Origin of the sequence: Aquimarina agarilytica ZC1 (assembly GCF_000255455.1) — a bacterium.
GTDB lineage: Bacteria > Bacteroidota > Bacteroidia > Flavobacteriales > Flavobacteriaceae > Aquimarina > Aquimarina agarilytica.
This window is the reverse complement of the sequence record NZ_JH621254.1, coordinates 1-25,807: the sequence shown is the minus strand read 5'-3', so window position 1 is coordinate 25,807 and position 25,807 is coordinate 1. Positions and strand designations below refer to the sequence as shown.

The 25,807-nt window shown below is 30.1% G+C and carries 24 protein-coding genes; 10 read left to right on the top strand and 14 right to left on the bottom strand.

Translation table 11 applies throughout. The features are described from left to right. The first annotated feature begins 56 nt into the window (after positions 1-56). Entirely contained in the window at positions 57-629 is a 573-nt protein-coding gene (locus tag KQA_RS0206595) for a DUF4251 domain-containing protein (RefSeq protein ID WP_010179343.1), read from the top strand. A gap of 615 nt (positions 630-1,244) precedes the next feature. Here KQA_RS0206595 and KQA_RS0206590 read toward each other — a convergent pair. The 11 genes from KQA_RS0206590 to KQA_RS0206525 all read right to left on the bottom strand — a co-directional run bounded on the left by KQA_RS0206590 (position 1,245) and on the right by KQA_RS0206525 (position 11,734). After that, positions 1,245-1,535 carry a type II toxin-antitoxin system RelE/ParE family toxin gene (locus tag KQA_RS0206590; RefSeq protein WP_010179341.1) on the bottom strand — a complete coding sequence of 97 codons (291 nt, stop codon included), beginning with the start codon at positions 1,533-1,535 and terminating at the stop codon, positions 1,245-1,247. After that, entirely contained in the window at positions 1,522-1,779 is a 258-nt protein-coding gene (locus KQA_RS18625; RefSeq protein WP_010179339.1) for a type II toxin-antitoxin system ParD family antitoxin, read from the bottom strand. Before KQA_RS18625 ends, KQA_RS0206590 begins: the two co-directional genes overlap by 14 nt. A 1,074-nt stretch (positions 1,780-2,853) precedes the next feature. Then, on the bottom strand, positions 2,854-3,954 hold the full coding sequence (locus KQA_RS0206580) for a DUF4238 domain-containing protein (RefSeq protein ID WP_010179337.1): 1,101 nt from the start codon (positions 3,952-3,954) through the stop codon (positions 2,854-2,856). Positions 3,955-3,982: 28 nt separating this feature from the next. Next, positions 3,983-4,393 (bottom strand): hypothetical protein, encoded by a 411-nt coding sequence (locus KQA_RS0206575; protein ID WP_010179335.1) that lies wholly within the window; start codon positions 4,391-4,393, stop codon positions 3,983-3,985. Between the two features lie 3 nt (positions 4,394-4,396). Then, positions 4,397-4,606, bottom strand: coding sequence for a hypothetical protein (locus KQA_RS0206570; protein WP_010179334.1), 210 nt, complete (start codon positions 4,604-4,606; stop codon positions 4,397-4,399). A gap of 157 nt (positions 4,607-4,763) precedes the next feature. After that, positions 4,764-6,101, bottom strand: a complete 1,338-nt coding sequence (locus KQA_RS0206560) for a nucleotide-binding domain-containing protein (RefSeq protein WP_010179329.1) — start codon at positions 6,099-6,101, stop codon at positions 4,764-4,766. After that, the gene (locus KQA_RS0206555; RefSeq protein WP_010179327.1) at positions 6,098-6,613 is read right to left on the bottom strand and encodes a Pycsar system effector family protein; all 516 of its coding nucleotides are present in this window, start codon (positions 6,611-6,613) and stop codon (positions 6,098-6,100) included. Before KQA_RS0206555 ends, KQA_RS0206560 begins: the two co-directional genes overlap by 4 nt. Further along, on the bottom strand, positions 6,614-6,976 hold the full coding sequence (locus KQA_RS18620; protein WP_262482134.1) for a LexA family protein: 363 nt from the start codon (positions 6,974-6,976) through the stop codon (positions 6,614-6,616). A 752-nt stretch (positions 6,977-7,728) separates the two neighbouring features. Then, the gene (locus KQA_RS0206540) at positions 7,729-9,387 is read right to left on the bottom strand and encodes a S41 family peptidase (RefSeq protein WP_029209494.1); all 1,659 of its coding nucleotides are present in this window, start codon (positions 9,385-9,387) and stop codon (positions 7,729-7,731) included. A gap of 515 nt (positions 9,388-9,902) precedes the next feature. Further along, on the bottom strand, positions 9,903-10,664 hold the full coding sequence (locus KQA_RS0206530) for a LytR/AlgR family response regulator transcription factor (RefSeq protein WP_010179319.1): 762 nt from the start codon (positions 10,662-10,664) through the stop codon (positions 9,903-9,905). A gap of 5 nt (positions 10,665-10,669) precedes the next feature. Beyond that, a complete protein-coding gene (locus KQA_RS0206525; RefSeq protein WP_010179317.1) occupies positions 10,670-11,734 on the bottom strand; it encodes a sensor histidine kinase in 1,065 nt (354 codons plus the stop codon). 656 nt (positions 11,735-12,390) lie between these two features. Between KQA_RS0206525 and KQA_RS0206520 the strand changes: the two genes are divergently transcribed. The 6 genes from KQA_RS0206520 to KQA_RS0206495 all read left to right on the top strand — a co-directional run bounded on the left by KQA_RS0206520 (position 12,391) and on the right by KQA_RS0206495 (position 18,922). Then, positions 12,391-12,693, top strand: coding sequence for a hypothetical protein (locus tag KQA_RS0206520; protein WP_010179315.1), 303 nt, complete (start codon positions 12,391-12,393; stop codon positions 12,691-12,693). A gap of 557 nt (positions 12,694-13,250) precedes the next feature. Then, positions 13,251-13,940, top strand: coding sequence for an ABC transporter ATP-binding protein (locus KQA_RS0206515; protein WP_010179313.1), 690 nt, complete (start codon positions 13,251-13,253; stop codon positions 13,938-13,940). 4 nt (positions 13,941-13,944) lie between these two features. After that, a complete protein-coding gene (locus KQA_RS0206510; RefSeq protein WP_010179311.1) occupies positions 13,945-16,443 on the top strand; it encodes a TonB-dependent receptor in 2,499 nt (832 codons plus the stop codon). 2 nt (positions 16,444-16,445) lie between these two features. Beyond that, positions 16,446-16,652: a hypothetical protein gene (locus KQA_RS0206505; protein ID WP_029209493.1), complete on the top strand. Its 207-nt coding sequence runs from the start codon at positions 16,446-16,448 to the stop codon at positions 16,650-16,652. A gap of 427 nt (positions 16,653-17,079) precedes the next feature. Next, a complete protein-coding gene (locus KQA_RS0206500) occupies positions 17,080-18,282 on the top strand; it encodes a BamA/TamA family outer membrane protein (protein WP_050858529.1) in 1,203 nt (400 codons plus the stop codon). A gap of 28 nt (positions 18,283-18,310) precedes the next feature. Further along, positions 18,311-18,922: a DEAD/DEAH box helicase gene (locus KQA_RS0206495; protein WP_010179307.1), complete on the top strand. Its 612-nt coding sequence runs from the start codon at positions 18,311-18,313 to the stop codon at positions 18,920-18,922. 227 nt (positions 18,923-19,149) lie between these two features. Here the strand turns inward: KQA_RS0206495 and KQA_RS0206490 are convergent, their stop codons facing one another. The 3 genes from KQA_RS0206490 to KQA_RS0206480 all read right to left on the bottom strand — a co-directional run bounded on the left by KQA_RS0206490 (position 19,150) and on the right by KQA_RS0206480 (position 23,471). After that, positions 19,150-21,735: a phosphoenolpyruvate carboxylase gene (locus KQA_RS0206490; RefSeq protein ID WP_010179305.1), complete on the bottom strand. Its 2,586-nt coding sequence runs from the start codon at positions 21,733-21,735 to the stop codon at positions 19,150-19,152. Positions 21,736-21,761: 26 nt separating this feature from the next. Then, on the bottom strand, positions 21,762-22,244 hold the full coding sequence (locus KQA_RS0206485) for an Lrp/AsnC family transcriptional regulator (RefSeq protein ID WP_010179303.1): 483 nt from the start codon (positions 22,242-22,244) through the stop codon (positions 21,762-21,764). A gap of 69 nt (positions 22,245-22,313) precedes the next feature. Continuing rightward, positions 22,314-23,471: a M14 family zinc carboxypeptidase gene (locus KQA_RS0206480; protein WP_010179301.1), complete on the bottom strand. Its 1,158-nt coding sequence runs from the start codon at positions 23,469-23,471 to the stop codon at positions 22,314-22,316. A 356-nt stretch (positions 23,472-23,827) separates the two neighbouring features. Here KQA_RS0206480 and KQA_RS0206475 point away from each other — a divergent pair, with 356 nt between their 5' ends. The 3 genes from KQA_RS0206475 (at position 23,828) to KQA_RS0206465 (ending at position 25,672) form a co-directional block, all read left to right on the top strand. Next, positions 23,828-24,286, top strand: coding sequence for a helix-turn-helix domain-containing protein (locus tag KQA_RS0206475; protein ID WP_010179300.1), 459 nt, complete (start codon positions 23,828-23,830; stop codon positions 24,284-24,286). Between the two features lie 208 nt (positions 24,287-24,494). Further along, a complete protein-coding gene (locus KQA_RS0206470; protein WP_010179298.1) occupies positions 24,495-24,875 on the top strand; it encodes a hypothetical protein in 381 nt (126 codons plus the stop codon). Continuing rightward, on the top strand, positions 24,875-25,672 hold the full coding sequence (locus KQA_RS0206465; RefSeq protein ID WP_010179296.1) for a TerC family protein: 798 nt from the start codon (positions 24,875-24,877) through the stop codon (positions 25,670-25,672). Before KQA_RS0206470 ends, KQA_RS0206465 begins: the two co-directional genes overlap by 1 nt. Positions 25,673-25,807: the final 135 nt, after the last annotated feature.

Here is a 25,807-nt window from a genome sequence, read left to right as displayed (position 1 = left end):
AAAGGTTAATATGATGTAAAAATGTTATTTTGAATAGTACCTTGTAAAGAAAAGTCATGAATTACTTATTTAAATTATTGATTATTTCTTCTTTCATAGGAGTTGTTTCATGTAAATCAAGTGAGGTTACTAATCAAAAAAAAGCAGATCAGTTTGTTAAATTACAGGAATTAATAGAAAGTAAATCTTATCAAATTGACATTAATGCTATTTATCCATTTAATACAGCGGCAACTACACAGGTATTAAATAACATTTTATTTCAAACAGGAAATTCTGCAGCTAGAATTGATGTGCGTGGGAATGGTAATTACATTAAAATTTCTGATGATAAAGTAAAAGCAAATCTTGCTTTTTTTGGTGAAAGACAGATTAGCGGAAATTACGGCCGTACCGATGGAGGAATTCAATTAGATGATAGCGTACAAAAATATACGGTAACTAAAAATGATAAAAAGAAAACCCTAAGCATTAAATTTAATGCTAATGATGGTATAGAAAACTTTAGTGTAACAATTATCGCGTCTATAAATATGAGAGTAAGTATTGGTGTAAATTCATCTCACTTAAATCGTATTTCATATGATGGGACTATAGAAACTTTGGAGGAGGGATTTAATGATTTATGAAGTGTTGGAGTATTTGTTATAATATTCTATTTTACATAATATAAATTATAGGACACGCAATAATATTATTAAAGTCCGGTGGACTTTTAATATTGTTGGCGAGTTGTAGCGTTGGAGAAATTTATGACTTAGGTTTAGAAACTTTTCTTTATCCCGAAGCATCAACACGCTATTTATATAATTCATACACTGGATCAATTATATAAATCCGTGTATAAATGTCATATTCCGTACAATGGTTCATAATTTTTGAAATACGCGATTCTCAGAAACATCTCGTTTGACACACTAGTCCTATAATTAGACATTATGTAAAATTGCCGCTAGCAAATGCTCTATTGTTTTTTAAAAATAATTATGCTGAGCAATAATTATTTTAAATACAATTTGCCAACGCTTTCCAGCTGCATAAAAAAGCTAACCTTTTAGATAGCTTCATAATTCTCGTATTTAATAATAATCTTGCAAGATTATTTTCTAGGACATTCTCGTTAGGTAATCAGGGATTTCCAAAGCAAAGTTATCAAGATATGCATCGGGACAGGCTATAACGCAGGACATTCTAATTAAAAAAAACGTGAGTTTTATTGTAATTATATAGAGAAAAAGATATAGCTATAAATTCTTTTCATAATCCATACTTTGGTTCAATACACGAACAATTAGAATATCTATATCTGTGACTAAATAAAAAATAGTGTGAGATTTATACGAAAACCTTTTTAAAGATAAAATAAATTCAGATGCATCACGACCAAGTGTAGTATTATCCGCTAATACTTGAAACAGCGTATGCATTCCTAATAAGTATGCTTTGGCTTGTTTTAATCCAAATGTTTCAATGCCATATTCATACATTTTGGCAAGATCAATTTCAGCTTTTCCTGATAATTTATAAACGCCCATCTGCTCGCATTCGGTTTTCAACTTCCTTCATAATATCTGGAACGGATTTATCACTAACACCACTTTCCATACCTTCAGTTATAGCTGCTTTGAGTGCTGAAAATTTGGCGTTTTTTAGTTGATCTCGTCTTACGAGATCACGAAGATATTCACTATCATTAGTAAACTCTCCTGTTGTGATTCGTGACTTTATCCATTTATCTTGCTTTTCTGTAAATGTTATTGTTTTTCTAATTGTAGACATAATGACTTGTTTTAAATAATCATACTATTGATGCAATATAGTATAGTTAATCACATATTGCAAAATTATAGAACTCAATTTCATACATTCAACAACTATTCCCATTCCATACACATTTTGTCTCCACGCTTCTGCCCTAGCTACAAAAAGAGTATTCTATTATAGTTGCCAAAGAAATTTTTGGGATATGAAAAAAATCTAAAAAGAAGAATCGTTATTTACAATCGTTTTTCTCCCAAAGCAAAGTTACATAACGCAGAACATTATAGGACACGTAATAATATTATTAAAGTCCGGTGGACTTTTAATATTGTTGGCGAGTTGTAGCGTTGGAGAAATTTATGTTTAGGTTTAGAAACTTTTCTTTCTCCCGAAGCATCAACACGCTATTTATATAATTCATACACTGGATCAATTATATAAATCCGTGTATAAATGTCATATTCCGTACAATTGTATAGAAATTTTCAAATACGTGATTTATCAGAAAGATCTCGTTTGACACATTAGTTCTATGATTAAATGCCCTCGATGGTTTTTTTAAAATAATTATGCTTCGCAGTAATTTTTTTAAACACAATTTCCATCCGCTGTCCAAAAGCTCAAAAAAGCTAACTTTTAGTTGTGCATATAATTCGCGTATTCAAGGAAATGTACGTTTAATTTTTTTTACAGTTATGAACTCATAATATTTATCATTTTCCTTGATACGGCAAAGTGTACTTTGAGCGAGTTGGCGTGTTGGAGAAACAAAAAAATCAAGGCTAGCAGAAACCTTCGGAAACACGGGCGAACGTTAAGAAAATGTCTGGGAGACATTTTTAGTGAGTAGCGAGCCTGTGGCGTTGGCGCTCAATCGCTATATTTTAGAAAGCATTGGAACGTTTTAAGATTGCTTTGAACTCGTTTTAAACTTTCTTATTCTTAAGAATATGTATTGCTAGCTCTCTAAAATATTTACGCTCATTCAACTATTGTTTTAACCAAAGTTTTCTGAGGCCGTTTAGCCACCACACTTCATCTGGGTAAAAACGCACGCTATATTTTACATAATAAAATTATTTATTTACAGTATCAATAAAGACCTTTTGCTTTCATCATAGCTATGTGTTTTTTTAAATTCCTATCATCTTTAAAATAAGGATGCTTTTCCAACTTTTTATATTCATTAATGACATTTTTAGAAAAACCTTCCTTTTCTGTCATTGAAAAAACTCGTTGCATCTTCTCGGCTCTATATTTGGCTTTTTTTAAAAACTTTTCTCCATTTTTCTCATCTTCATAATGGTCTTGTATTTTAAAATGAATATCTATATTTCCTGATTTACTTAATAACCAATTTTCAGCATTGGATTGTGTTATTGTGTTTGTGGTAAATGTGAAATCTTTATCGTGTATTAATCTATTTATAACGGTATCTCCATCTTCGTAAGTATTTGGATGAATTTCTAAAAAATGATATGAATCTAATGGAAGAGTTATTACTGAATTAACATCAAATAGTCCTGCAAATTGATTAGTTTTCATATGTCTGATAGAAACAGGATTATCACAGGTTATTAAAGGAGCTGTTTTATCTTCAATTTCTATTACATTAATTACACAACCATATTTGAAGTTAACGAATTTCATCCATTGTTCAAGATGCTTAACGTGAAATATAATTTTATTATCTTTTTGAAAATCCTTTTTAATACTTTCGATATCATCTTTATGAAATTTCACTTTTTTACCAAAATAATTTAAGCTTACAACCCCATCCTTATCTGCATAAGGAATGGCATTATCTAATATTTCGTTGGTAATTTTATTATATTGGTTTAGATAATGTGGCGTTCTAAAATATAAAGATAAGCAGACGTATAATATCTGAAACTTCAGATTTTTATCTACTTTTTTTATAGATTTATCCGTAAGAATTTTATAAATATTTGGGTATTCTGCATCTACATTATCTGCATAGTACTTTTCTAAAGCAAACTTTTTTGTTTCGTCTTTAGTTTCTATGGTATAAATATGCTTCTCTAAACAAATATCTTTAGTACTTAAATCTTTTAGTAGTACTTCATCATCTAACTTGTAACCATCGACAACAAAAATTTTTTTTCCTTTTTCTGTAGCAAAATTCTTTAAGTATGAACGAGGTATATAGTGCTGTCTTATTGGTTTTGACATTATTATAATTTTTAAAGATATTATAAAGCTAATCTTTTAGTGTATCAATCATATTCTCTAAAGCGTATTTAACTAGTTTTGGAATTGCATTACTAGATACTTTAATTTCCCAATTGGATAAGCTGGGCATTAAACTTACTTCGTTCTCTATAAATATGTTGCTGTTAGATTGCGTTAAATCTTTTGATGGAATTAAATAAATAACCTTCGGTGCTGCATCTATTACCAATACTAAAGCAGCAAACAAGTTATCTTTTAATTCTCCTAAATCTTGTTTTGCTATTTTAATACTACGTTGTGTGGTGTCTAAATCTATAGATTGTAGGTATATTTCTTTAGTCTTAATTAAAAAATTGACTCCTTCCCTCCCATTCTTTTTCGAATATAATTCTAGGTTAAAAGTTTCTAATTCAGATTTTAGAAAGTCTAATGTATTCATTATTTAGTCATAAGAATATTTGGCAAACCTATTTATGAAACTATTTAAACCTTTGCCTCTAACGGCTAATGTTTTCATCTTTTCTACTTTATACACACCAGCCTTCACATAACTATATTTATATATTTTAAAAGAATTAAATTTTACTAAAATATAATCAAGACCTACTTGATAAGCCTTTACTCCAGAATCTCTATTTCTATACCTTTCCATTTTAATTCTTATTATTTTACTTTTTTCTTCGTTTAGGAGACTTTAGTGATGGTGTTGTTTCCTGGCGTATCTTTATTATCTCTTGAACGTCTATCTGGTTTTCCAGTTGATTTTGTAATTCTTTTTGGTCCTGGTTTAAGTGCCATAATTTTTGTTTTTAATTTAATATATCATTTAAGTTTATTTCTGTATCCGATTTATCATCTACATAAATAGGAAATTTGAGTACTCTATTATTTGAATGTTCTCTTTGAATGGTACATTTTAGGTAATGATTTCCATGATAACCTGCTTGAGCGATACAAAATGTTTTATTTAGATAAAAATTTTCAAAATTATGTTGCTCTTCATTTGCCAATTTTGCTTCTTTACCCGAATTAAATGCTTCCCAAATTATTTTCTCATAAGGTTTTTTGTGATAAGGAGAACCATTAATCATTAACTGATATTTGATATATTTACCTTTAAGAATTGAATAATTATTTTCATAATATTGAGACGCTGTGCTTTCTTGTTTTAGCTTATAAACACTGGCTTTAAGCGTAAAAGGATTATCAATAATTTCTAATTTTCCACTTCCATTTTGTTTGTAAAATGAAAAACTATTTAAGTATTTCTTCCAGTTAAAATCATACTGACGATAATTAAGCTCTGAAGATTGTATTATATATTTATCTTCAACAGTTTGACCATTCTTTACAATTGTTGGTGTGCTTATATAATCTTCTTTCATTTCTATTGCATCAACAAGGTTTTTGCCAATTCTAATGGAATTTACAGATGCTTTATTCTGTAATTTAGCTGCTAAATCCGTATGTAGGCTTGTTGTTGTTAGTTCGTTACAATTAGCAACGCCATAATGAGACCACATTACTTTTTCATCAGTTCCATAATCTAAACCAACTCTAATTTTTATTGGGTCAAGTCCATAACTTTCAAAGGCTGAGGATAAATCTTCAGAAACTACTTGACATAAAACACTAGCTGCATTTAATGAGTTTATAATACTATTATTGGGATTAGATTTTTTTCTTACAAACTGTACAAATACTGCATCTCCCTGTAACCTATGGACATGTCCTCCAAAGTGAGTAACTACATTTATACAAAGTGTTAATAAAGTATCTTTGATTAGGCGTACTTCTTCCAATGAATATTTAAGTGCTAATCGTGTTGAACCTTTAATATCTACAAACATAGAAACACAATGATGGTTTAGTGTTTGATTGTGTTCTAAATATTTAAAATCAGGATGATTACCTATTGTTACACTATCGAATGAATATTTATTTGGTCCAAAATATTTTTTTAATTGATTTGAGTCAAACTCTAATATTGTTTTAGAGTCAGGCTCTATTGTTGTAGGTAAAGAGGAAAAAGTTTTTGTACTTTCATTAAGTAACATGTAAGGCGATTTCATTCCTTTTTGAAATCTCTGCTCTGACCTACTAAGTACACTTTCTATACCTGATTTATAATTTTTAAATAAACTCATGCTATCTTTATTATAATAATTGTTAATAGCAGAATTAATTGAATAAAAACCAATCTAATTGACCAACTAATTCTGTTATATTTTGTTTTCAAACCTTTTGATATTGCATAGATTTGCTTCGCTATGTCTTTACATACCTTTTTATCCTTTTGTTCTTTATATTGTGTTAAAAAATCTTCTTCGTTCATATCTGCAATAGAATTAAAAAACACTAAAGAGTGATATTTTTTACTGCTTGAATTATTTGTTTTTAAAAAAGGAAATACAGCTGCAATTGTAAAAGCAATACTTATTATTCCTAGAATAAGTATTAAAACTAGCAATACTTTTGTCCAGCTTTGAGCCTTACAATTACTAAACTCAACTATAGTATTAAAGCTAGTAACTATAAAACCAAATAAAAACGCACTAAAAGCTAATAAAAAGTTCCCTTTACTATTAGCACCTTCTATATAATGGTCGAACCTATTTAATACAAACCTTGATTGTTCTATTTCTTTTGTTTCTTGCATTTATAATTTTATTATTTCCTCTACAACCCCTTGGATTCTAAAATCGCTTGTTAATATTATCGGTTGATGTATTTTATTCGTTGATTTTGATTTTAAAATAACCATTCCTCCATTCCTACTATATTCTTTAACTGTTGCTTCCTCATCAATAAGAGCTAACACTCTATCTCCATTATTAGCATCTGGTTGCTGTCTGATTAGCAATAAATCTCCATTATTGATACCACCCTCATTCATTGAATCTCCTTCTGCTCTTAATAAAAAGTATTTATATCCACTTTTAATCATTTCTACAGAAATTGAAACTTCTGCTTCAATATTTTCATCTGCAAAAATTGGCATTCCACATGCTACACTTCCAATTAAGGGTATTTTTACAGTTTGTGCTCTAGAACCAAAATCTTCGGGTATTTCAAAATCAACAATCTGATAACTACCATCCGGCTTCTTCCTTAATATTTCCTATTCTTCAAGGCTTTTCAATAAAACTGCTGATGAACGAGGTGATTTATATCCCAATCCAATCATTAGTTCATGTACACTTGGTATCCTTCCTTGATGAATAAATGAATTTCTAATAATCTTTAGAGCCTCTAATTCTTTATCAGATAAATTATAAAACATACATAAATATACACTTTACATACACTTGAAAAATATTTATAAACCATTAGTTATAAAACAGTTATTATAACATTTGTTAAATTATTGATGTAAATATAACTTGGGTATAAACTGTTTCCTTGTGGATTTCCGTAATGACAAGAAACTTTGTGCTAATATTCCCATTCCATACACATTCCCACTTCGCTCCTATCGTCGCTTCGGGCAAAATGTATTCCATCACAGTTGCCAAAGAAACATTTGAGAAGAAAAAAATAAAGAAGATTTGTCTTTAGTATTGTCTGTACTCCACCTCGCTCCTATTTACTTTAGCTCCATGATATTCCTAAACAGCAAAACGATCACTATTTTTTTATTTTCTAAGTCTTTTTAATAATTAGTTTAGATTTTTTAACCAAATTCAATAATGAATAAGTGCAAAAAGTTAAATTCGTTTACTTTTTGCACTTATTCCTTGAATTCAAGCTAAGTAAAATTTTACACCTCTGTAACTACAATTTTTCTATATCTAGTAACATCTCTTTTGCTGCTTTGCTTATTGTTCCATTGGTATCTAAAGAAATAGCTTTTCTTAATGATTCCTTTGCATTATTTGTATCATTAAGCAAAGTATAAGCATTTCCTAAATTTTTATATGTTATGGCTGAGTTTGGAAATAATTGTGAAACCATCAAAAAAACTTGAATGGAAGCCTGAATTTGCGGTATGCGACCAGTTTGCATTAAAAAATTGCCACTTTTATTTAATTCTGCTTCAAAATCATAAAACTTATAAAGTGGATCTTGTATCATTTTTGGTAATTCTGTTGCTAGTTTTTCTGTTTGTCCGGATAAATATAAATCTGTTATATATTCCATAGGCTCGGGCTTAAAATCGGGGATATTAAAAGTTAAAGCGGCTTCTAATACGGGATCTTGATTATTAACATATTCATCAAAACTTATAGCAACAGGGATACTTGGAGCTATCCAATCGGCATTTTCTAAAGTAGATTTATCTTGCCACCATAAATAAGATAAAGAGACATCAATAGCACTGTTGGGGAGTTTTACAGGTCGATTATCACCCCAAAAATTAACATTTTCCGCTGTTGGTTCTCCTACAAAAATAACATTAGTGTAATTATCCATTTCATTAACCAAGTTTTGACAAGCAGAAAAAGTTCGTTTCCCAATAATAACAAATAGATTTCCTATTTTATTTATCTTTTCAGATTTAATAATGCCTTTAATAACATCTTTATTTAAATAGTTATTTCCACCTCCATTTAAACGCACATCAATAATTAATTTCTCTACATCATTAGTTTCTATTTCATTAAAAATACGGGAGTAAAAATCCTTAGTACTTTCTTTAGCATCATCACCAATCCAACTATGTCTTATGTATATTGTTTTTTTAGTTGTTAAATATTCTGAATAATAATTTTTATCTAATTTCTTTAAATATAATGGAGTAGTAGATTGATTTCTTGCCTCTAACCAGTTTTCATCTTGCTGAACATATCCTTGCTGTGTAGGTATTCCTTCTCCGGCCTCCATCACTGTAAAAGATTGTGTAAATACGTTACCTTTTTTTTCTAAGGTAAGTGACACTTCTTTTGAAAGGGTTTCTGTTATTTTTTGGGCATGTAATACTTCGGTAATCCCCAAATAATTGATCCCATAAGCTTTAAAAAATTGAGAATTTTCAGCACTTACGGTAGGTGCTATCTTTTTTAAAGCTTCTGCTATTGGCATATTGTTTATTTTTAAAACTTTAGCCCCTAATGCTTTTTTATAATCTTTATGAACTCCTTGAATATAAATACCATCTTTAAAATATTTAAGGTTAAATGGTAAGTAATGAAAATTTATATTTTTTTGATTGTAAAAAAATACTCCAGTATGTCCATATTTGAATGAAGCTATTAATCTAGTAATTCCAACTTTAATTTCATGAGATTCTAAATTTGGAATAGCCTTATAAAGTGCTTCTACCTGGGAATCAAAATCTTGTTTTGTTGTTTTTACAAAAAGAAATGAATAATCTTTATGTATCGTATTTTGAATAAAGCGAAGGTCTTCTTGCCATTGTTCTATGGTTAAAATCTTTTGAGACCATAGTTGAGAAAACATTAAAAAACTTAGGATGATTAGTGTTTTTTTCATGATGATTTTAAGTTAGCGTTTATTAAATTTAGAGTTAAGAATTTGCTTTTTTATTTCGAAGCCTGTTTAGAAATTTCTGGGTGACTATGTAGATCTCTCCTAATCTTAACCAGACTAGTATAAATCTCATCTGTTTTAGCTACTATTTTTTGATAATTATCAATGTTTTTGTCTGACTGTGTTTTAACCCGAATTATGTATTGAAACTTTGTCATGAGGCTGTGATATACAATAAATAGTAGTGTTTTCTTAATTTCAGCATAGCACCGTTATGGTTAAATTAAAAAACACAGTTTACGATAGTATTTGAAGTAGATCGCAGACGTAATAGATTTTTTAATGCATAATTCGGGTTTAAGTATTCCTGTAGTAAGGAAAAATACTAGTGTTATAAATTTTAGATTCATGATATAATGGTTAATAATTATATCACAAATATTATTTTATTCCGTTGTTTTAAATAGTACTTATTGTTGAAACGTTGTTTTAATTACTTGAAATGTAATAGGCGCGGTTTATCTGTTCATCCACTCCTTAAAATCAGGCGTTTTTTGTCTACTAACAATAAATTCTTGGTCCCTAGGATTTAACAATGATAATTTAACACTATGATTAAAATAAGGTTCTATTTTTTGAATTGAAATTTTGGATATAATCTGTCCCCTATTAATTCTATAAAACTGAGTATCTTCTAAAGAACTAAATAATTGATCCATAGTCTCATCTATAATATAACGCTTGTTAGTATGGGTAATTCCAAAAGTGATACTATCTTGCGAATACATATATAAAAGCTCTGATACTCTTATTTGTATAAAACCACTTCCCTCTTTTACTAATATTCCTGTGCGTTTTTGTTGAGTCTGCATACTACTCAATAGCTCTTTTAGAATATTTGGTTCAATAGTTTTTTTTGATTGATTTTTATATTTTGAAAATTTGTTTAATGCAGTGTCTAAATCACTTTGCTTTATTGGTTTTAGTAAATAATCGATACTATTTACTTTAAATGCTTGAATGGCATATTGATCAAAAGCAGTAGTAAAAATAATGGGGGCAGTTACTTCTATTTTCTGAAAAATCTCAAAACTTAAACCGTCTGCTAATTGAATATCCATGAACACTAAATCCGGAGTCTTATTTTTTCTAAACCAATACACCGTATCTTCAACAGAATCGATAACAGTTAGTACTTCAAAATCAAAAACACTTTTGTTTAATAAATTTTGTAATTGACTTGCAGCACGGGGCTCATCTTCAACAATTAGTATTTTCATAATTTTTATTTTGATGATTTTAATAATGGAAGAGAAACTATGAAATACTCTCCATCATTAGTAATAATTGGCGTTTTACTTGATATAAGTTGGTATCGTTTTTCAATATTCTTTAACCCTACTTTTGTTGAGGCTATTTGAGTTGATTTTACTTGAATTTTATTGCTTACTACTAAATTATCATCTTTAATAGTCACGGTAACAAGTAAGGGTTTTGATTTAGAAATGATGTTATGTTTTATAGCATTTTCAAGTAAAAGCTGCAAACTCATAGGTACTATCATAACCAAAAGTTTATCTATTGGAATATTCCAGTTTAGCTTTAAGCTATCCCCAAATCTTTCTGATTGAATATGAATATAGGCTTTAGCAAATTTTAACTCTTTTTCTAAGGAAATTAAATTTGAATTACCAGACTCAATGATAAAACGGTAAACATCTGCTAGGTTATCCACAAAACCTTTAGCATCTTCTTTAGAATCTTGATCAATAATATCTCGTAATGTATTCAAACTATTGAATAAAAAATGAGGTTGTGCTTGATTTCTTAGGGTGTCTAACTGTGCCTGAATCATTACTTGTTTTGCCTGCTCTTCTTCTCTAATTGACTTTTTTAGTCGTACATAATAATAAATCGCCTCATATATTGCCATTATCATAATGGTGATTAATATAATCGGTATAAGTATTTTCAACTGTACTTTATGACTAGCATTTAGACTAAATAAGTTTAAAGTCATTGAGAGTAAAGCACCACCAACAAAATCAACAATTATTACAGTACTAATTATTGCTATAAGAAAGATGCTAATACGTTTTACATCATCTCGAAAATGAGGATATTTTTTTCGTAAAGAAATTAAAATAAATCGTATAATAAACCAATCACAAATGGTAAAAAACAAAGAAACACTCCAACCAATAATAACGGACATTAAAGAATTCCTTTCTAATGGATCACTAAAAAGATAATTTGTGATTAAACTTATAATTAGAATCCCAACCAAACTAAACCAAGTATCATTAAACCCTAAATATGGTATACGTTTGTTTTTGCTTACTAATGGCATAAATGTTTATTTAGTGGTAGTATACTTTGTTTTGCTTGATATAATAAAAATCCAATTTAAGCAGTAAAATACTAATCCATAATACTGCTAATAATTATCTGATTTTATTTAAAATTTAACCTTTTGAATTCGCACTCATACGAATAACGGAATTATTTGTATGGCATACAAACTAAAAAAAGTTGTTTTTTAAACACTTCAAATATCTAAAAAAACACTAAGTAAGTAAAGCTATAATGTTTTGAAATGTCGTATTATATTCTTGAACTGTTACACTTTTAGTTTTGCTCCCATGGCATCGTAAATATTGGTGTTTTTGAGTGAAATTGTGTGACTGAAAACAAAAAATTAAGACGGTACACAACTTTAAAAATAATATAAAACTTGAACGCCTTATTTTTTGACCTGAGTGTTACATTGTATGGTCCCTAAATTATGGAGACAATAACTACGGTCATATGTTTCACCCCACTCTACCAAACTAAAGAACTGAGCGACAGCAGTCTATTTTTTTCGTAAAATTATATCCTTTAAATTTTCAATAATGTAATGATTTGTACTAAAAAATAGCAATAGAAGAATAACCTTACTTCTTATAATATTTTAAATAAATCCGCATTAATAATTTAGATATTTAGTTACTTTTATGGTGTTAGATGAAAAGCGCTAAAAACTATATTGCTTTGTTTTTTATCGCCTTGTTTTTATTATTCAAGGTGACAGGATTACATGCGCTTTCGCATCATAATGATGAGAAAGACATACAACATTGTGACATTTGTACGGTATCATCAGCAATTAATTTTACTCCGCTACTAAAAACAGAAGTTACCGTTTTACCAGATGCGGAATATTTATTTATAGCGCAAAAACTAAATGCGAAAACTTACATTTTTGCTTTTCATAAAAAGCATTTATCAAGCAGCCTTTTTACAAGGCCTCCTCCACTATTTTTATAGTCCATTTTGTATGTAGTATTTCCCTTATTTATAAGGCTATACTTGTATACTCAATTTATTTATCATTTTGTCTAGTAATTTCCACCTAATGTGGAATGCATTTGAATTTTATGCTGAATAATTAAACCTATTCTTTTGTACGGGAACTTTATAATAAAGAGTCAATTACATTACGGATTAGTGTTTATTATTTTTTGCATACTACTACTATACGTAAATCCGGATTATGAATTAGAAAGTCTATTCCATATCGAAACCGCTGTAAAATCAAGAAAACACTTGATTTTATTAAGCTTTCAATACGCATAGCGAAGTTCTAATGTATAATCATGGGTAAATTGAAAATACCTTGAGACGTTTTATGATCTGACTAAAATTTAGATATCAAATATTTTTTAGTCACATCATTCAATATAATATAGAGCTACACATACATCGGACGCATCCTTATTTAACAAGGATGCCTTTTCAATAGATTTAACACACCTAATTATTATGAACTGCATATAAGTATAGGTGATTTACGATACACAGATAATTTTAATTTATTAAACGTTATGTTGAAAGCAACTAACATTAGCAAGTCCTACAACGGGAAAATTGCATTAAAAGAGGTTTCATTTGAAGTCTCTAAAGGTCAAATATCTTGCCTTTTAGGTCAGAATGGCGCAGGTAAAACAACCACCATCAACATTTTTTTGGGCTTTATTTCCAAAGATGGCGGTCAAGCATTTGTTGCCGATAAAGAGATCGGGAAAGATGATACCAATGAGCTTACGGACTATATCCCCGAAACAATGCAACTCTACGGCAACCTTAGCGGTATTGAAAATTTAGATTTTTTTAGCCGTTTGGCAGGATTTAAATACACCATAAATGAATTAGAGGCTTTTTTAACAAAAATAGGACTGCAATCAGATGCTCAGCACAAAAGACTTGCTACGTATTCCAAAGGAATGAGACAAAAAGTGGAAATTGCTGTAGCAATAGCAAAGAATGCCGAGGTCATTTTTATGGACGAGCCTACCTCTGGTCTTGACCCTAAAGCCACTGCCGAATTCACAAAAATTTGTAAAGAATTGGCCGCCATGGGGAAAATAATCTTTATGGCCACACATGATATTTTTAATGCTGTAGAACTAGCATCTACCATAGGTATTATGAAGGAAGGCACCTTTGTACAACAACTGAAAGCTAATGAAATAAATGCTGGAGAATTAAAAAAACTTTACTTAGAAACCATTTAAAATTATGAAAAATTATAGTATCATTATATTGTTATTGATAGCAATAAACACCTCATTTGCCCAAATTTCGGTTAAGGGTAAAATTGTTGACGTGAATAGTCAACCCGTATTAGGAGCTACTGTTTCGTATTCCAATCAAAGTAAAGGAATAACTAACGGTACTGTTACGCAAGAAAACGGAAGCTTTACTTTTGAACTTAATCAAACAGGAAATTATCAAATAAATATTAGTTACGTAGGTATGCAAACTTTGAGTTTGCAAAAAACTATTGACCAAAAACAAGACTATGACCTAGGGACATTAACACTACAGGAAAGCGAAGAGCAATTACAATCTGTAGAGGTTATTGGTAGAGCTCGAACGGATTATAATAGTGACTATTCGTTTTCGGCAACCAAAATAGCCATTAAAAATAAAGAATTACCTCAAGCCGTTGCAACAGTTACCAAAGAGTTAATCGCCGACCGACAAGCATTTCAATTGGTCGATGCTGTAAAAACAGTGAGTAATGTTTCTGCTACAGGCTTATACAATCATTTTAATATTCGTGGAATTACTCAGGCCGATGATGGACAAGTACTTAACGGCATGCGTACGCGTCAGTATTATTTTTTGCAACCCATCACCGCTCACCTGGAGCGTGTTGAAGTTATTAAAGGACCTAGTTCTGTTACCTTTTCTAGTGCAGACCCCGGAGGAACTATAAATATGGTAACTAAAAAACCACTAACTAAAAAATTTAGCGAGGTTTCATTAGCTACAGGTAGTTTTGGTACCTTAAGAGCTACTGCTGATTTTACAGGTCCATTAAATGTAGAAAAAACATTATTGTATCGATTCAATGCAGCTTATCAAGAAGCAGATTCATTTAGAGATGTTGTAAACAATAATGCCATCTTATTTACTCCTTCTTTAAGTTATGTCCCTAATACTAATACATCATTAAATGTGGAAATGATTTATAATAATGCTGAAGGAAATCTAGACAGAGGACAGCCCATTTTTGGTTCCATTAATGGTGAATTTGACATTAATAGTACACCTATTACAAGGAATGTAGGTGCTTCTAGTGATCATTATAAGACTAAAGAAATTATTTTCATGTCTAGTTTTAATAAAAAGTTTACTGAATACTTTGGTTTTAGTGCCCAATTCATGAAACAAACATGGGAGGAAGATTTAGCGGAACATAGAGTTGATGGTACCGCAGTAGGTATTGATGGGAATGTAATTAATACTCTGGCAAGATTAAGGTATGATGAAAGACAACAATTTTGGGAAACCGATAACTTTAGTGCTTTTTTCACTTACGATATTAAAAGTGATAACGTTACTAACAAAATATTGATAGGGTATGATGCCTCTCGTTGGGAAAGAAAAACTGGAGCTGGATGGCTAAGAGCCAGAAGGTATTTAACAACAGATGGACGTCAATCTAATTTTGATGCAAGTAAACCTGAGGATTTTCAACAAACGACTTTTGGTGATGCAACCATACCACTCCCAGCTGTTCCTCATTTTAATTTAGAAGACCCATTTAATGGTGCCAGAAATACCAATGATTACAAGCTTTCTGAATTGACAATTCCAGCAAACTTGACTACATCCGATGGGATCTATATCCAAAATCAATTTAAACTAGGTAAATTTTCTGCTTTATTAAACTTACGATATGAATGGTTTAAAGATATATTTGAATACAAAGGAGATGAACAAAAATTTAAAACAAAAGCATTTGTACCAAGGTTAGGTTTAACTTATGAAGTTACTGACAATATTAGTGCCTACACTACTTATTTAGAAGGTTTTCAGCCCCATACCAATACCGTATCATTATCTCCAACTGCCGAGGGTTTCTTTTGGGGAGGTTCTCCAGGAAGATTTGATCCCCTAGAAAGTAGTTTAAAAGAAATCGGTGCAAAAGGTGAATTTTTAAACGGTAAAATATTTGCCAACTTTTCAATTTTTGAGATCATTCAAAAAAATATTTTATTAGGTGATACTTTTGATTTAGAAACCTTAACAACAAGAGGTGAACAACGCAGCAGAGGGTTTGAAATGGATGTTTCTGGTTATGTGACTCCTAACTTTCAACTTACTGCATCCTATGGTTTTAATGATGCTAAAATTATAGAAGATGCTATTGAGGAATTTAAAGGAGAACGTATTGGAGGTGCACCAAAAAATACAGCTAATTTTTGGGGGCGTTATGATTTTGTGGATGCACCTTTTAGAGGTCTCGGAATCGGTTTTGGTGTTCAATATGTAGATGAAAGATATACTTGGTACAACCCAACTTATGCTACAGCTAGAGTATTACTACCCGATTACACAGTATTTGATGCAGCTGTATATTACAGACCAAATAATACAAAGATCCAGTTGACACTAAAAGTAAATAATTTGTTTGATAAAACACATTGGTTAGGGGGGCTTAATCCTTCTAGGTTAGGTCCAGGAACTCCTAGGAATGTTTTACTTAATGCTACCTATAAATTTTAGGTATGAGAAAAAGTATCCTCTATTTGTTGGCTAGCCAACTATGGAAAGATGCCTTTAGATCCAAAGTGATGAATATAGCTTTGGGTCTAATGGGATTTTTATTAATTTTTTCGACCTATACAAGTTGGAAAAACTATCACGACCAAAATCATACTAGAGATGCCATATTCTCTCTTTTATGGTTTAACGGTATCAATCTAATTCAGTAATAAAATCCATAGCTTTTTTTATATTAGTGGCTTGTAAAACTATTTTCTTTGTTTGTTCGTCTTCACCATCAGAACTTACTAAACCAACAACTTTTCCTGTTTATAACCGATCATTTTAATAACGAGACTTTTATTCTTATGTGACTATAAAAAAATAATATGTAGAATTATTTTCATCTATTTTAGTAACACTTCACAATAAACACTTACCTACCAAATCAAAACTATTGTTAACTGCTAAAAATTAAACAATCAATTATAACAATATTTAAATCGTTAGTAGTCAAAAAAACTAATTTAAAATTCCGATTTTTTTATCATAGTAATTATAAATTTAATTAGCATAGCATAAATTATAGCTGTTTATTTGCAGATTATAATTTAGTTAAAAAACGATTACATTAAATTGGCACCAAATAAATTTTCTATGGAGTGTATTTCCAGAGTTTTTCTGTTAATAAATAAAAGTATTATAGGCGCATGTTGTATTTTATTACCTTCGTTGGTAATAGCTCAAAATAATGAGGTAGATGAAATTGAAGAAAAATTCGAGAAATTTAAAGAACTCTTTACCTTTTATCCTAATAAAAAGAGAGTAGCGAAAGACTCTTCATTATATTTATCAAAGGTCATAGTTGCACCTATCGTAAGTTTTTCTCCCGAAACAAGTTTAGGCTTGGGAGTGGGATCAAAATATTTATTTAAATTCAAAGGTAGTGGAGAAGAAACGAGAACTTCAAATATGCCTATTTCATTACGATACACATTGAACAATCAGTTCATATTTTTTTCAGGTTTTGAAATATTTACCAATCAAGAAAAATGGGTGATTGAAGGAAATATACTTTTTCAAAACTTCCCTAGACTTTTTTTTGGTATTGGTCGTGATACTCCAGAATCTAATGAAGAAATTTACGATTCTTATCAGGCTTTATTTGAACCGATCTTTTTAAAGCAAGCTTTTGCAAAGCACTTATTTTTGGGTGGTGGTATTCGTTACAATCATATTTTTAATGTTGAAATTGAAAATGATAAATTATTAGCTCAAACTCAACCTTTAGGTTTTAATGGTTCTACATCTGCAGGAGCAGAATTAGCAGTACTTTATGATAGTAGAAATAATATTTTGAATGCTCAAAATGGTGTTTATTTTGAATTTACACATGGTTTTTATGGAAAAGTATTAGGAGGAACACATAAATTTCAACTCACTCGTTTTGATTTTAGATATTTTAAAACATTAACTAATGACGCTAAAAATATATTAGCTTTTCAAATGCTTGGTCATTTTTCACATGGTAATATTCCGTTATCGGAATTGGCTTTACTTGGAGGACACGAAATTATGCGTGGTTATATTGAAGGACGCTATATTGAACGTAATTTACTAGCCGGTCAAGTAGAATATCGCAAACAATTTAAAAACTCCAGAATAGGTATGGTTGCCTTTTTAGGAACAGGAGATGTTGCCAGAAATGTATCGAACTTTAAACTTAATAACCTTAGACCTAATGTAGGCGTTGGGCTTCGTTTTTTATTGGATAGAACCGAAAATTTAAACATCAGATTAGACTGGGGATTTGGAGACTCGTCTAATAATGTTTACTTAAATTTAGCAGAAGCATTTTAATTAGATTGAAAACTTATTTTACTATTATATGCCTTTTAAAAAATTACACCCTCATTTACAAGAAAAGCTTGAAAACTTTGAAATAGTAACTCCTACTCCATTTGAAAATAAAAGTATTCCTGTAATTAAAAGCGGAGCCAATGTTTTTTGTACGGCTCCAAAAGATGCAGGAAAAACAACCACACTTATCCTTACTACATTGCAAAAATTAAAGTGTGAAGCAGTTGGAAATGCACCAAGGGCAGTAATACTTGTAGAAAATAAAGAAAAGGCTTTAGTAATGTATGATGCTTTTTTAAAATACACCAAACATACTTCATTACGCGTTTATGTAGGCTATGAGCAACTCCATATTGATGTTCAAAAATCTGAAATATTTATGGGTGTCGATATTTTGATTTCCACTCCTAAAACAATGAATAAATTGTTTTTATTAAATGGAGTAAGTATCGCTCAATTAAAAATATTTAGTGTTGATGATGCAGAATACTTAACTCAAGATTGGGCATATACTACGTTACTTTCAATTACTCAAAGTATCAAAAAATGTCAATTTGTTTTGTATTCAGAAAAAATACCTCCAAAATTAAAGCGCTTTGAATCTTATTTTATGGAGTATTCGAAAAAAATATCATTTTAACCTGAAATATGAAATAGAAAATAATCATCGATAAATATATTCCGCAACTACTATAGTTTATACATAGTCACATTGGCAACAATTAATAAAATTAGATATCATACTTATTATCAATAGATAATAAGTATGATATCTAATTTACATTAATACTGTTGATTTAAACCAAAAAAAAATCAGAAGTTAATTAAAACTTCTGATTTTTAAAATTTAGTATAATTAGCAGTTAATTATGCTGAATTACGACTTGCATTAATGTTACCAAATAATGATCTAGTAACCATTTTTTCATATACTTCAAAAGTATCTTTATCAATTTCACCTGTACGTTGCATATCTTGAATTTTTTTCAAGGCATATTGCTGTATGGTTAATAATGGTAATACGATTGACTCTCTTATTTGAATAGAGGCCTTACCTACTGGCTCATTTTCCATAAGTTCATCAAATCCAGAAACTTTTAATAATAAACGCTTAGTCAATAAGTATTCTTTATGAATAATATCCCAGAAAGGACCAAATTCAGGATCTTTTTGCATGTAAGCCGTAAGCTCAAAGAAAGATTTTGTTAAACTCATCATACTATTATCCAATAATGTTCTAAAGAAAATAGAATCCTTATATAAGGTAAGTACTTTGTCAAATTCTCCTTTATCCTCAAAAGCTTTTATTGCCGTACCTACTCCAAAAAATCCAGGAACATTTTGTTTTAACTGACTCCAGCTACCCACAAATGGAATGGCTCTAAGGTCACCAAACTTTAATTCACTACTTGAACCTCTTTTGGATGGTCTACTACCAATATTGGCTTTAGCATAAAATTTTAATGTACTCATACGCTCTAAGTATGGTAAAAACTTTTCATGCGCTTTAAAATCAGAATATGTTTTGTAGCTGATATCAGCTAACTCCTGCATAGTTTCTCGATTTTCTTCTTTTATAATTTTTGTAGGATTGGTAAACAATTCATTTGATATACCTGCGCCTAATAATTGTTCTAAATTATATTGACAAGAATCAATAGTACCAAAGTTAGAACTAATTGTTTGCCCTTGAACAGTCATTTGAATTTCTTCATCCTCAATTGTTGGACCTAATGATGCATAAAACTGATTTGTTTTTCCTCCTCCACGTGCTGGTGGTCCACCTCTTCCATCAAAAAAGACCACTTTTATTCCGTGATTTCTGGACATTTCTGTTAAAGCTTCTTTGGCTTTAAAAATACCCCAGTTAGCCATTAAGTAACCACCATCCTTGGTGCCATCGGAGAAACCTAACATAATTGTTTGTTTCATTCCTCGGCGTTTTAAGTGTGCTAAGTACTGTGGATTTGTATATAACTGCTCCATTACTTTATCGGCAACTTCTAAATCAGGAACTGTTTCAAATAATGGAATGATATCTAATGTTGGATTTTCCCATCCACACATATTTACCATTGAAAAAGTTTCCAATACATTTTTAGCACTTCCGTTGTTACTAATAATATATCTGTTAGCTCCTCGCTCTCCATTTTCTGCCTGAATCTTTTTCATCGCATATATAGAACCAATTGTAGCTCTAGCCATGTCATCTTTTAAATCTTCAGGTTTAACCGATGCACTTACTTTAGAGAGTATTTTCATTTGCTCATCTTCGGAAAGTTCCTCATAATTATCAGGGAAAATTCCTAAACCAGCAGCAGTAACTTCTTTTATAATCTCTGTAATTACATTATGATGTACTCTAGAGTCCTGACGGATATCCAAAGTTCCAAAATGGAAACCAAATAAATTAACTTTATTTATTAAACCATCAAGATCTTTTAAATAAAGACTATTATGCTCATCAATTAAGGCTACTCTTATAGCTGCCAATTCCGCTTCAAAAGACGCTAAAGTAAATACAGAATCTTTTGATGGATAATAAATGTTTTGATATAGCTGATGCTCTAAATCATTAATCTTTTCTGGTAATTCACCAAAAGTAATTTTTCGCTTCAGCTTACGAATATCTTTATAATAATTTGAAAGAATAGATGTCTTTAATTTTTCGGCAACCTTAAGTGTAATCTCGGTAGTTACAAACGGATTCCCATCTCTATCCCCTCCTGGCCAAAAACCTAAATTAATAATATCATTGTCTAAAGTTTCTCCATCAAATACATTTTGTTGGATGTAATTGTAAATTGAACTTACCGAATGATAAAATACATTTTCTAAATACCATATTAAACTAATAGCTTCATCATATGGTGTTGGTTTTTCTTTTTTAAAGAATGCTGTTTTACCTAATTGAGCTAATAAACGTTTAATGGTCAATAAATCATCGACACGAATAGCTTTATCCAAATCACGAATGATTCCCAAAACAGTACCTGGATAAAATTGAGTTGGGTGTGCAGTAAGTGTAGGACGTACTTTAAAAGTCTTCAAAAACTCCTTCATTGTACTCATTAAGCCTTTCTCTGCAGCCTCTTCTTTTAAACTCCTTAGCGTACCGCGACCAACCATGTTGTTTACCTTAGTAAACGCAGCATCTTCAATAGCATCAAAAAGCACTACTTGTCTTTCAATGTATTGAATAAAACGGAATAATAATGTATTCTTTTCTTCATCATTTGGGTTGTGTTGGTACAACTCAAAAAAGTTTTCTACAATTTGAGTTGGTGTCTGCTTTTCTGCAAAACCTTTATCACAGACTTCTTTAAAAAGTGGTAATAAAACCCCTGTATTTGTTACCTTATCAAAAGGCAACGTCATAAAAATACTATTGTATATCTGGTATTTAGATAGAACGTCCTGATTAAAACGTTCTATTTTTGGTTCTCTCGCCATTTGTTGATTATTATTTATATAAATAATTAGTTCATTTCATTAAAAATGGAATGCATCAATCGTTTCTTATCATTGATACTTTCTTCTAATGAAATCATTGTTTCTGTTCTGTACACTCCTTCAATATCATCAAGCATAAAGATGATTTCTTTTGCATGATTTGTATCCTTTGCTCTTATTTTACAAAAGATATTAAATTTACCAGTAGTTACATGTGCTACAGTAACATAAGGGATATCATTAATACGTTGCAATACAAATTTAGTTTGCGATGTATTTTGAAGAAAAATACCTACATATGCAATAAAAGAGTATCCTAATTTAGTGTAATTCAAAGTAAGTGAAGATCCTTGGATAATTCCAGCCTCTTCCATCTTTTTTACACGTACATGAACAGTACCTGCTGAAATAAGTAATTTTTTTGCAATATCAGTAAATGGTGTACGGGTATTCTCGATAAGCATATCTAAAATCTGATGATCTACTTCATCTAACTTAAACTTTGCCATAAGTATTTTTTAATTTGGTTGATTGAAATGCAAAAATAGCAGTTTTATCCTGTACTAAAAGGATTTTATTTACTTTTTTATCGGAAATACTGAGAATTTTTCATTATTAATACTTAAGTATTCCACTTTATCCCCTATTTCTAGTTTTTCTAAAACGTTATAAATTTTGATATCCTGTATATCAAAATCATATTCAACATGCCCATTTTCAGTAATTTGCGGTTCAATTTGTGCTATAATTGGAATAAAATTTAGCTTATTGTCTATAAGCGCTTCTTTATATTGTATAGAAATAGCTACTTTTTTATCTTCTAAAGGATAATTTCTTATAATTATATCCTTAAAACACTTCCCATTTTCAGGAATATCAAAATAAGCCTCGTAATTATTAACTGTAATTCCATTTGTTGAAATAAATTTCAAAGCCGTAATTAAAGATAAATACATCCATTTACGTGTGGTTTCACGTTCATAATCATTGGGGTGATGACCTGCTTCAAACAAAATAGTCGTATAGCCATTAAACTCCATGGTATCACCGGTACAATTAATATTAAATCCATCATCATACCTACCTACACAGCCCGGAATTACAGTTTGTAAGGCTTTATTCATTTCGGCTATAATGCGCATCCCCTTCTTTCTGCTATCGGTTATACTGCGTTCTTTATTACTGGCGGGTGATAAAAAAGAAACAATAGCACTTTTAGCAACTTCACCGGCACTAAAAATAGTACGTTGTCCATGTAAATTAAAGGCGACTATCGGTTTTACTTTTTCTACTACCGATTTGAATAGTTTACTTTCCGCTTGACTTAAGTCTTGAGCATCTCTATTTAAATCAATCTTGTTATAATTTACTCTAGTATATGCCAAAGCACCATCGGGATTTAGCATTGGTATAATATAAAGAGTACATTCTTTAAGTATTTGGACTGCTAACTCATTACTAGCATCATTCAAAAAGTGAAATAAGTCAAATAAGGCTTTAGTTGTGGTACTTTCATTCCCATGCATCTGAGACCAAAACAATAATCGTTTGGCACCCGAACCTACTTTTATTAAATGTATGGGTAATTTATTTTCAGAGACTCCTATTTGATCAATAGTAAATTGATCTTTCCATTTGGTTAATAAAGGTTGAATATCGCTTTGTGTAATATATCGACCATTTAATGAAGCTTCTTTATACTCAGAAAAACTTGTAATTATTTCAGCTGTTGTCATGTAAAATTTATTCGTTGCTATTGCAAAAATACAAAGACCATTTTAGATCACCATAATTTAAAGTTACAATTGTAAACAAGAATAAAGACACAATTGTAAACTAAACAGGTTTCAGTTCATGCCATTTATTTTAGATTGATGAGCCCTTTTAGTTACAAAAGTAAACATCTGATTAAAAATACTTAGTAAGTTGATTCTCAGTAAGATTAATAAATACTAAAATGCTAATTTTCAATTACTTAGTAGCTTTATATAAAGTTTTACTTTAAGTAATGTAAGAGTTGTTACTTTATTTTGCTTGAAGATAAATAAATGTTTACATTTGTAATAACTATTCAAAAATCAACTTGTTTACAATGATAAACAATCAAGAGTTTACAATTCGTCTACAACAGATACTCACCCATTACAGGCTATCTGCATCAGCTTTTGCTGAAAAAATGGGTGTTGGCCGCTCCTCTATTTCACATATAATTTCCGGAAGAAATAAACCTAGCCTTGAATTTGTTTTGCATATTCTAGAAAATTTTTCTGAAGTTACTTTTGAATGGTTGATGTATGGAAAAGGAAATTTTCCAAAATCAAATGAAACGACAACTCACCTATTTTCCGAAAAAAAAATAACCCCAGAAATAAGTACTACAGAAAACAAGCCCCTAAAAAATAATTCTAAAGATTTATTTTCAAATACGCCCGCAATTCCAGAACAAGATAAATCACAAACAAATGAGTCTAATAGCATAAGTGATACAACCGATGTTGAGCGTGTGATCATTTTTTATAAAAATGGAAAATTCAAAGAGTATAAAAACTAAAAAATGAATCATAAATAAGCAATAACAACCTTATATTACATTGGATATTGTCATTACAGAAAATTTAGAAGCTTAAAAAGATCCTAATTCATACACTTATAAGTAGACTAATTTTAGAATTCTGGGCAAGAATTTAGTGCTTACGTTGCACTCTTTACAAATTTGAATTATTTTTATCTTTTATTGATCATTTTAATTTTTACATTTTATGTCCATATATAAAGGACTTTTATTAGGGATCTTTTTTTTATTAAATAACTGTGCTAAAGCCCCAGAAAGGAATTGTAAAAAATTTAAAACGGGAACTTTTGAGTTTCAAACTTTATTAAATGGTGAATTGGCTACCACACGATTTGTAAGGAATGATTCAATTGAAATTGATTATTTTCAAGGAAAATCGGATACATCAAGTATACGTTGGATAAACAATTGTGAATGTGTACTAAAAAATTTACATCCTAAAAACAGAAAGGAGCGTAAAGCTTTACATTTAAAAATATTAACCACCAATAAAGACACCTATACATTTGAATACGGCATGGTAGGCGCATCAAAAAAACAACAAGGAACCGCTAAAAAAATAAACTAATGTTCGAAATTTTTTCTTCTGCCGATGCTTGGGTAGCTTTACTAACCCTTACTTTTTTAGAAATTGTATTAGGTATTGATAATATCATTTTTATTTCAATTGCCTCGAGTAAATTACCTGCTGAGCAACAAAAAAAAGCGACAAATATTGGTTTGATCTTGGCAATGAGTATGCGTATTGTGCTTCTTTTTGGCATTTCATATTTAGTCGCTATGGAGGCTCCTTTTTGGCATATAAATTTACCCTGGATTGAAGCTGGAATAAGTGGTCAAGCCCTAATCTTATTTGGTGGAGGTTTATTTTTGTTATATAAGAGTGTTCACGAAATACACGAAAAAGTAGATGAAGCTGGTGAAGAGGAAAAAGAACTGGAAGAAAAAAGTGCTTCTAGTTTAAGTAAAGCCATAGTGCAAATTACTCTTATTAATGTTGTTTTTTCCTTTGATTCTATTTTAACTGCTGTTGGTATGACAAATGGGTTGAGCAAAAATCCAAATGATGCGCTACTATTAATGATTGTGGCTGTAGTGATTTCAGTAATAATAATGATGCTTTTTGCTACACCTGTTGGCCGATTTGTAAACAAACACCCTTCGGTTCAAATTTTAGGATTGTCATTTTTAATTTTAATTGGTTTTATGCTAATTGCAGAAGCAGCTCACTTAGCACATTTAAAAATATTTAATGAAGGTGTGGGAACTATACCTAAAGGTTATTTATATTTTACTATTGCTTTTTCATTGTTTATTGAGTTTTTAAACTTTAAACTTCGTAAAAAGAACAAAACAGTTTCCTAGTAGCTAAGTCAAATATAACTAATACTAAAAAAGACCGCTGATTGCGGTCTTTTTTTAGTTAAATACTTTTCTGTAAATGTATCCATCCGAGCAAACACATATTTTAAATTACACAGTTGTGTTTTAAGTTTGAAG

Bases quoted from the DNA above. Each gene is read 5' to 3' on its own strand.
- KQA_RS0206595 (WP_010179343.1), top strand. From the start codon at position 57: ATGAATTACTTATTTAAATTATTGATTATTTCTTCTTTCATAGGAGTT.
- KQA_RS0206590 (WP_010179341.1), bottom strand. From the start codon at position 1,535: ATGGGCGTTTATAAATTATCAGGAAAAGCTGAAATTGATCTTGCCAAA.
- KQA_RS18625 (WP_010179339.1), bottom strand. From the start codon at position 1,779: ATGTCTACAATTAGAAAAACAATAACATTTACAGAAAAGCAAGATAAA.
- KQA_RS0206580 (WP_010179337.1), bottom strand. From the start codon at position 3,954: ATGTCAAAACCAATAAGACAGCACTATATACCTCGTTCATACTTAAAG.
- KQA_RS0206575 (WP_010179335.1), bottom strand. From the start codon at position 4,393: ATGAATACATTAGACTTTCTAAAATCTGAATTAGAAACTTTTAACCTA.
- KQA_RS0206570 (WP_010179334.1), bottom strand. From the start codon at position 4,606: ATGGAAAGGTATAGAAATAGAGATTCTGGAGTAAAGGCTTATCAAGTA.
- KQA_RS0206560 (WP_010179329.1), bottom strand. From the start codon at position 6,101: ATGAGTTTATTTAAAAATTATAAATCAGGTATAGAAAGTGTACTTAGT.
- KQA_RS0206555 (WP_010179327.1), bottom strand. From the start codon at position 6,613: ATGCAAGAAACAAAAGAAATAGAACAATCAAGGTTTGTATTAAATAGG.
- KQA_RS0206540 (WP_029209494.1), bottom strand. From the start codon at position 9,387: ATGAAAAAAACACTAATCATCCTAAGTTTTTTAATGTTTTCTCAACTA.
- KQA_RS0206530 (WP_010179319.1), bottom strand. From the start codon at position 10,664: ATGAAAATACTAATTGTTGAAGATGAGCCCCGTGCTGCAAGTCAATTA.
- KQA_RS0206525 (WP_010179317.1), bottom strand. From the start codon at position 11,734: ATGCCATTAGTAAGCAAAAACAAACGTATACCATATTTAGGGTTTAAT.
- KQA_RS0206520 (WP_010179315.1), top strand. From the start codon at position 12,391: ATGAAAAGCGCTAAAAACTATATTGCTTTGTTTTTTATCGCCTTGTTT.
- KQA_RS0206515 (WP_010179313.1), top strand. From the start codon at position 13,251: ATGTTGAAAGCAACTAACATTAGCAAGTCCTACAACGGGAAAATTGCA.
- KQA_RS0206510 (WP_010179311.1), top strand. From the start codon at position 13,945: ATGAAAAATTATAGTATCATTATATTGTTATTGATAGCAATAAACACC.
- KQA_RS0206505 (WP_029209493.1), top strand. From the start codon at position 16,446: ATGAGAAAAAGTATCCTCTATTTGTTGGCTAGCCAACTATGGAAAGAT.
- KQA_RS0206500 (WP_050858529.1), top strand. From the start codon at position 17,080: ATGGAGTGTATTTCCAGAGTTTTTCTGTTAATAAATAAAAGTATTATA.
- KQA_RS0206495 (WP_010179307.1), top strand. From the start codon at position 18,311: ATGCCTTTTAAAAAATTACACCCTCATTTACAAGAAAAGCTTGAAAAC.
- KQA_RS0206490 (WP_010179305.1), bottom strand. From the start codon at position 21,735: ATGGCGAGAGAACCAAAAATAGAACGTTTTAATCAGGACGTTCTATCT.
- KQA_RS0206485 (WP_010179303.1), bottom strand. From the start codon at position 22,244: ATGGCAAAGTTTAAGTTAGATGAAGTAGATCATCAGATTTTAGATATG.
- KQA_RS0206480 (WP_010179301.1), bottom strand. From the start codon at position 23,471: ATGACAACAGCTGAAATAATTACAAGTTTTTCTGAGTATAAAGAAGCT.
- KQA_RS0206475 (WP_010179300.1), top strand. From the start codon at position 23,828: ATGATAAACAATCAAGAGTTTACAATTCGTCTACAACAGATACTCACC.
- KQA_RS0206470 (WP_010179298.1), top strand. From the start codon at position 24,495: ATGTCCATATATAAAGGACTTTTATTAGGGATCTTTTTTTTATTAAAT.
- KQA_RS0206465 (WP_010179296.1), top strand. From the start codon at position 24,875: ATGTTCGAAATTTTTTCTTCTGCCGATGCTTGGGTAGCTTTACTAACC.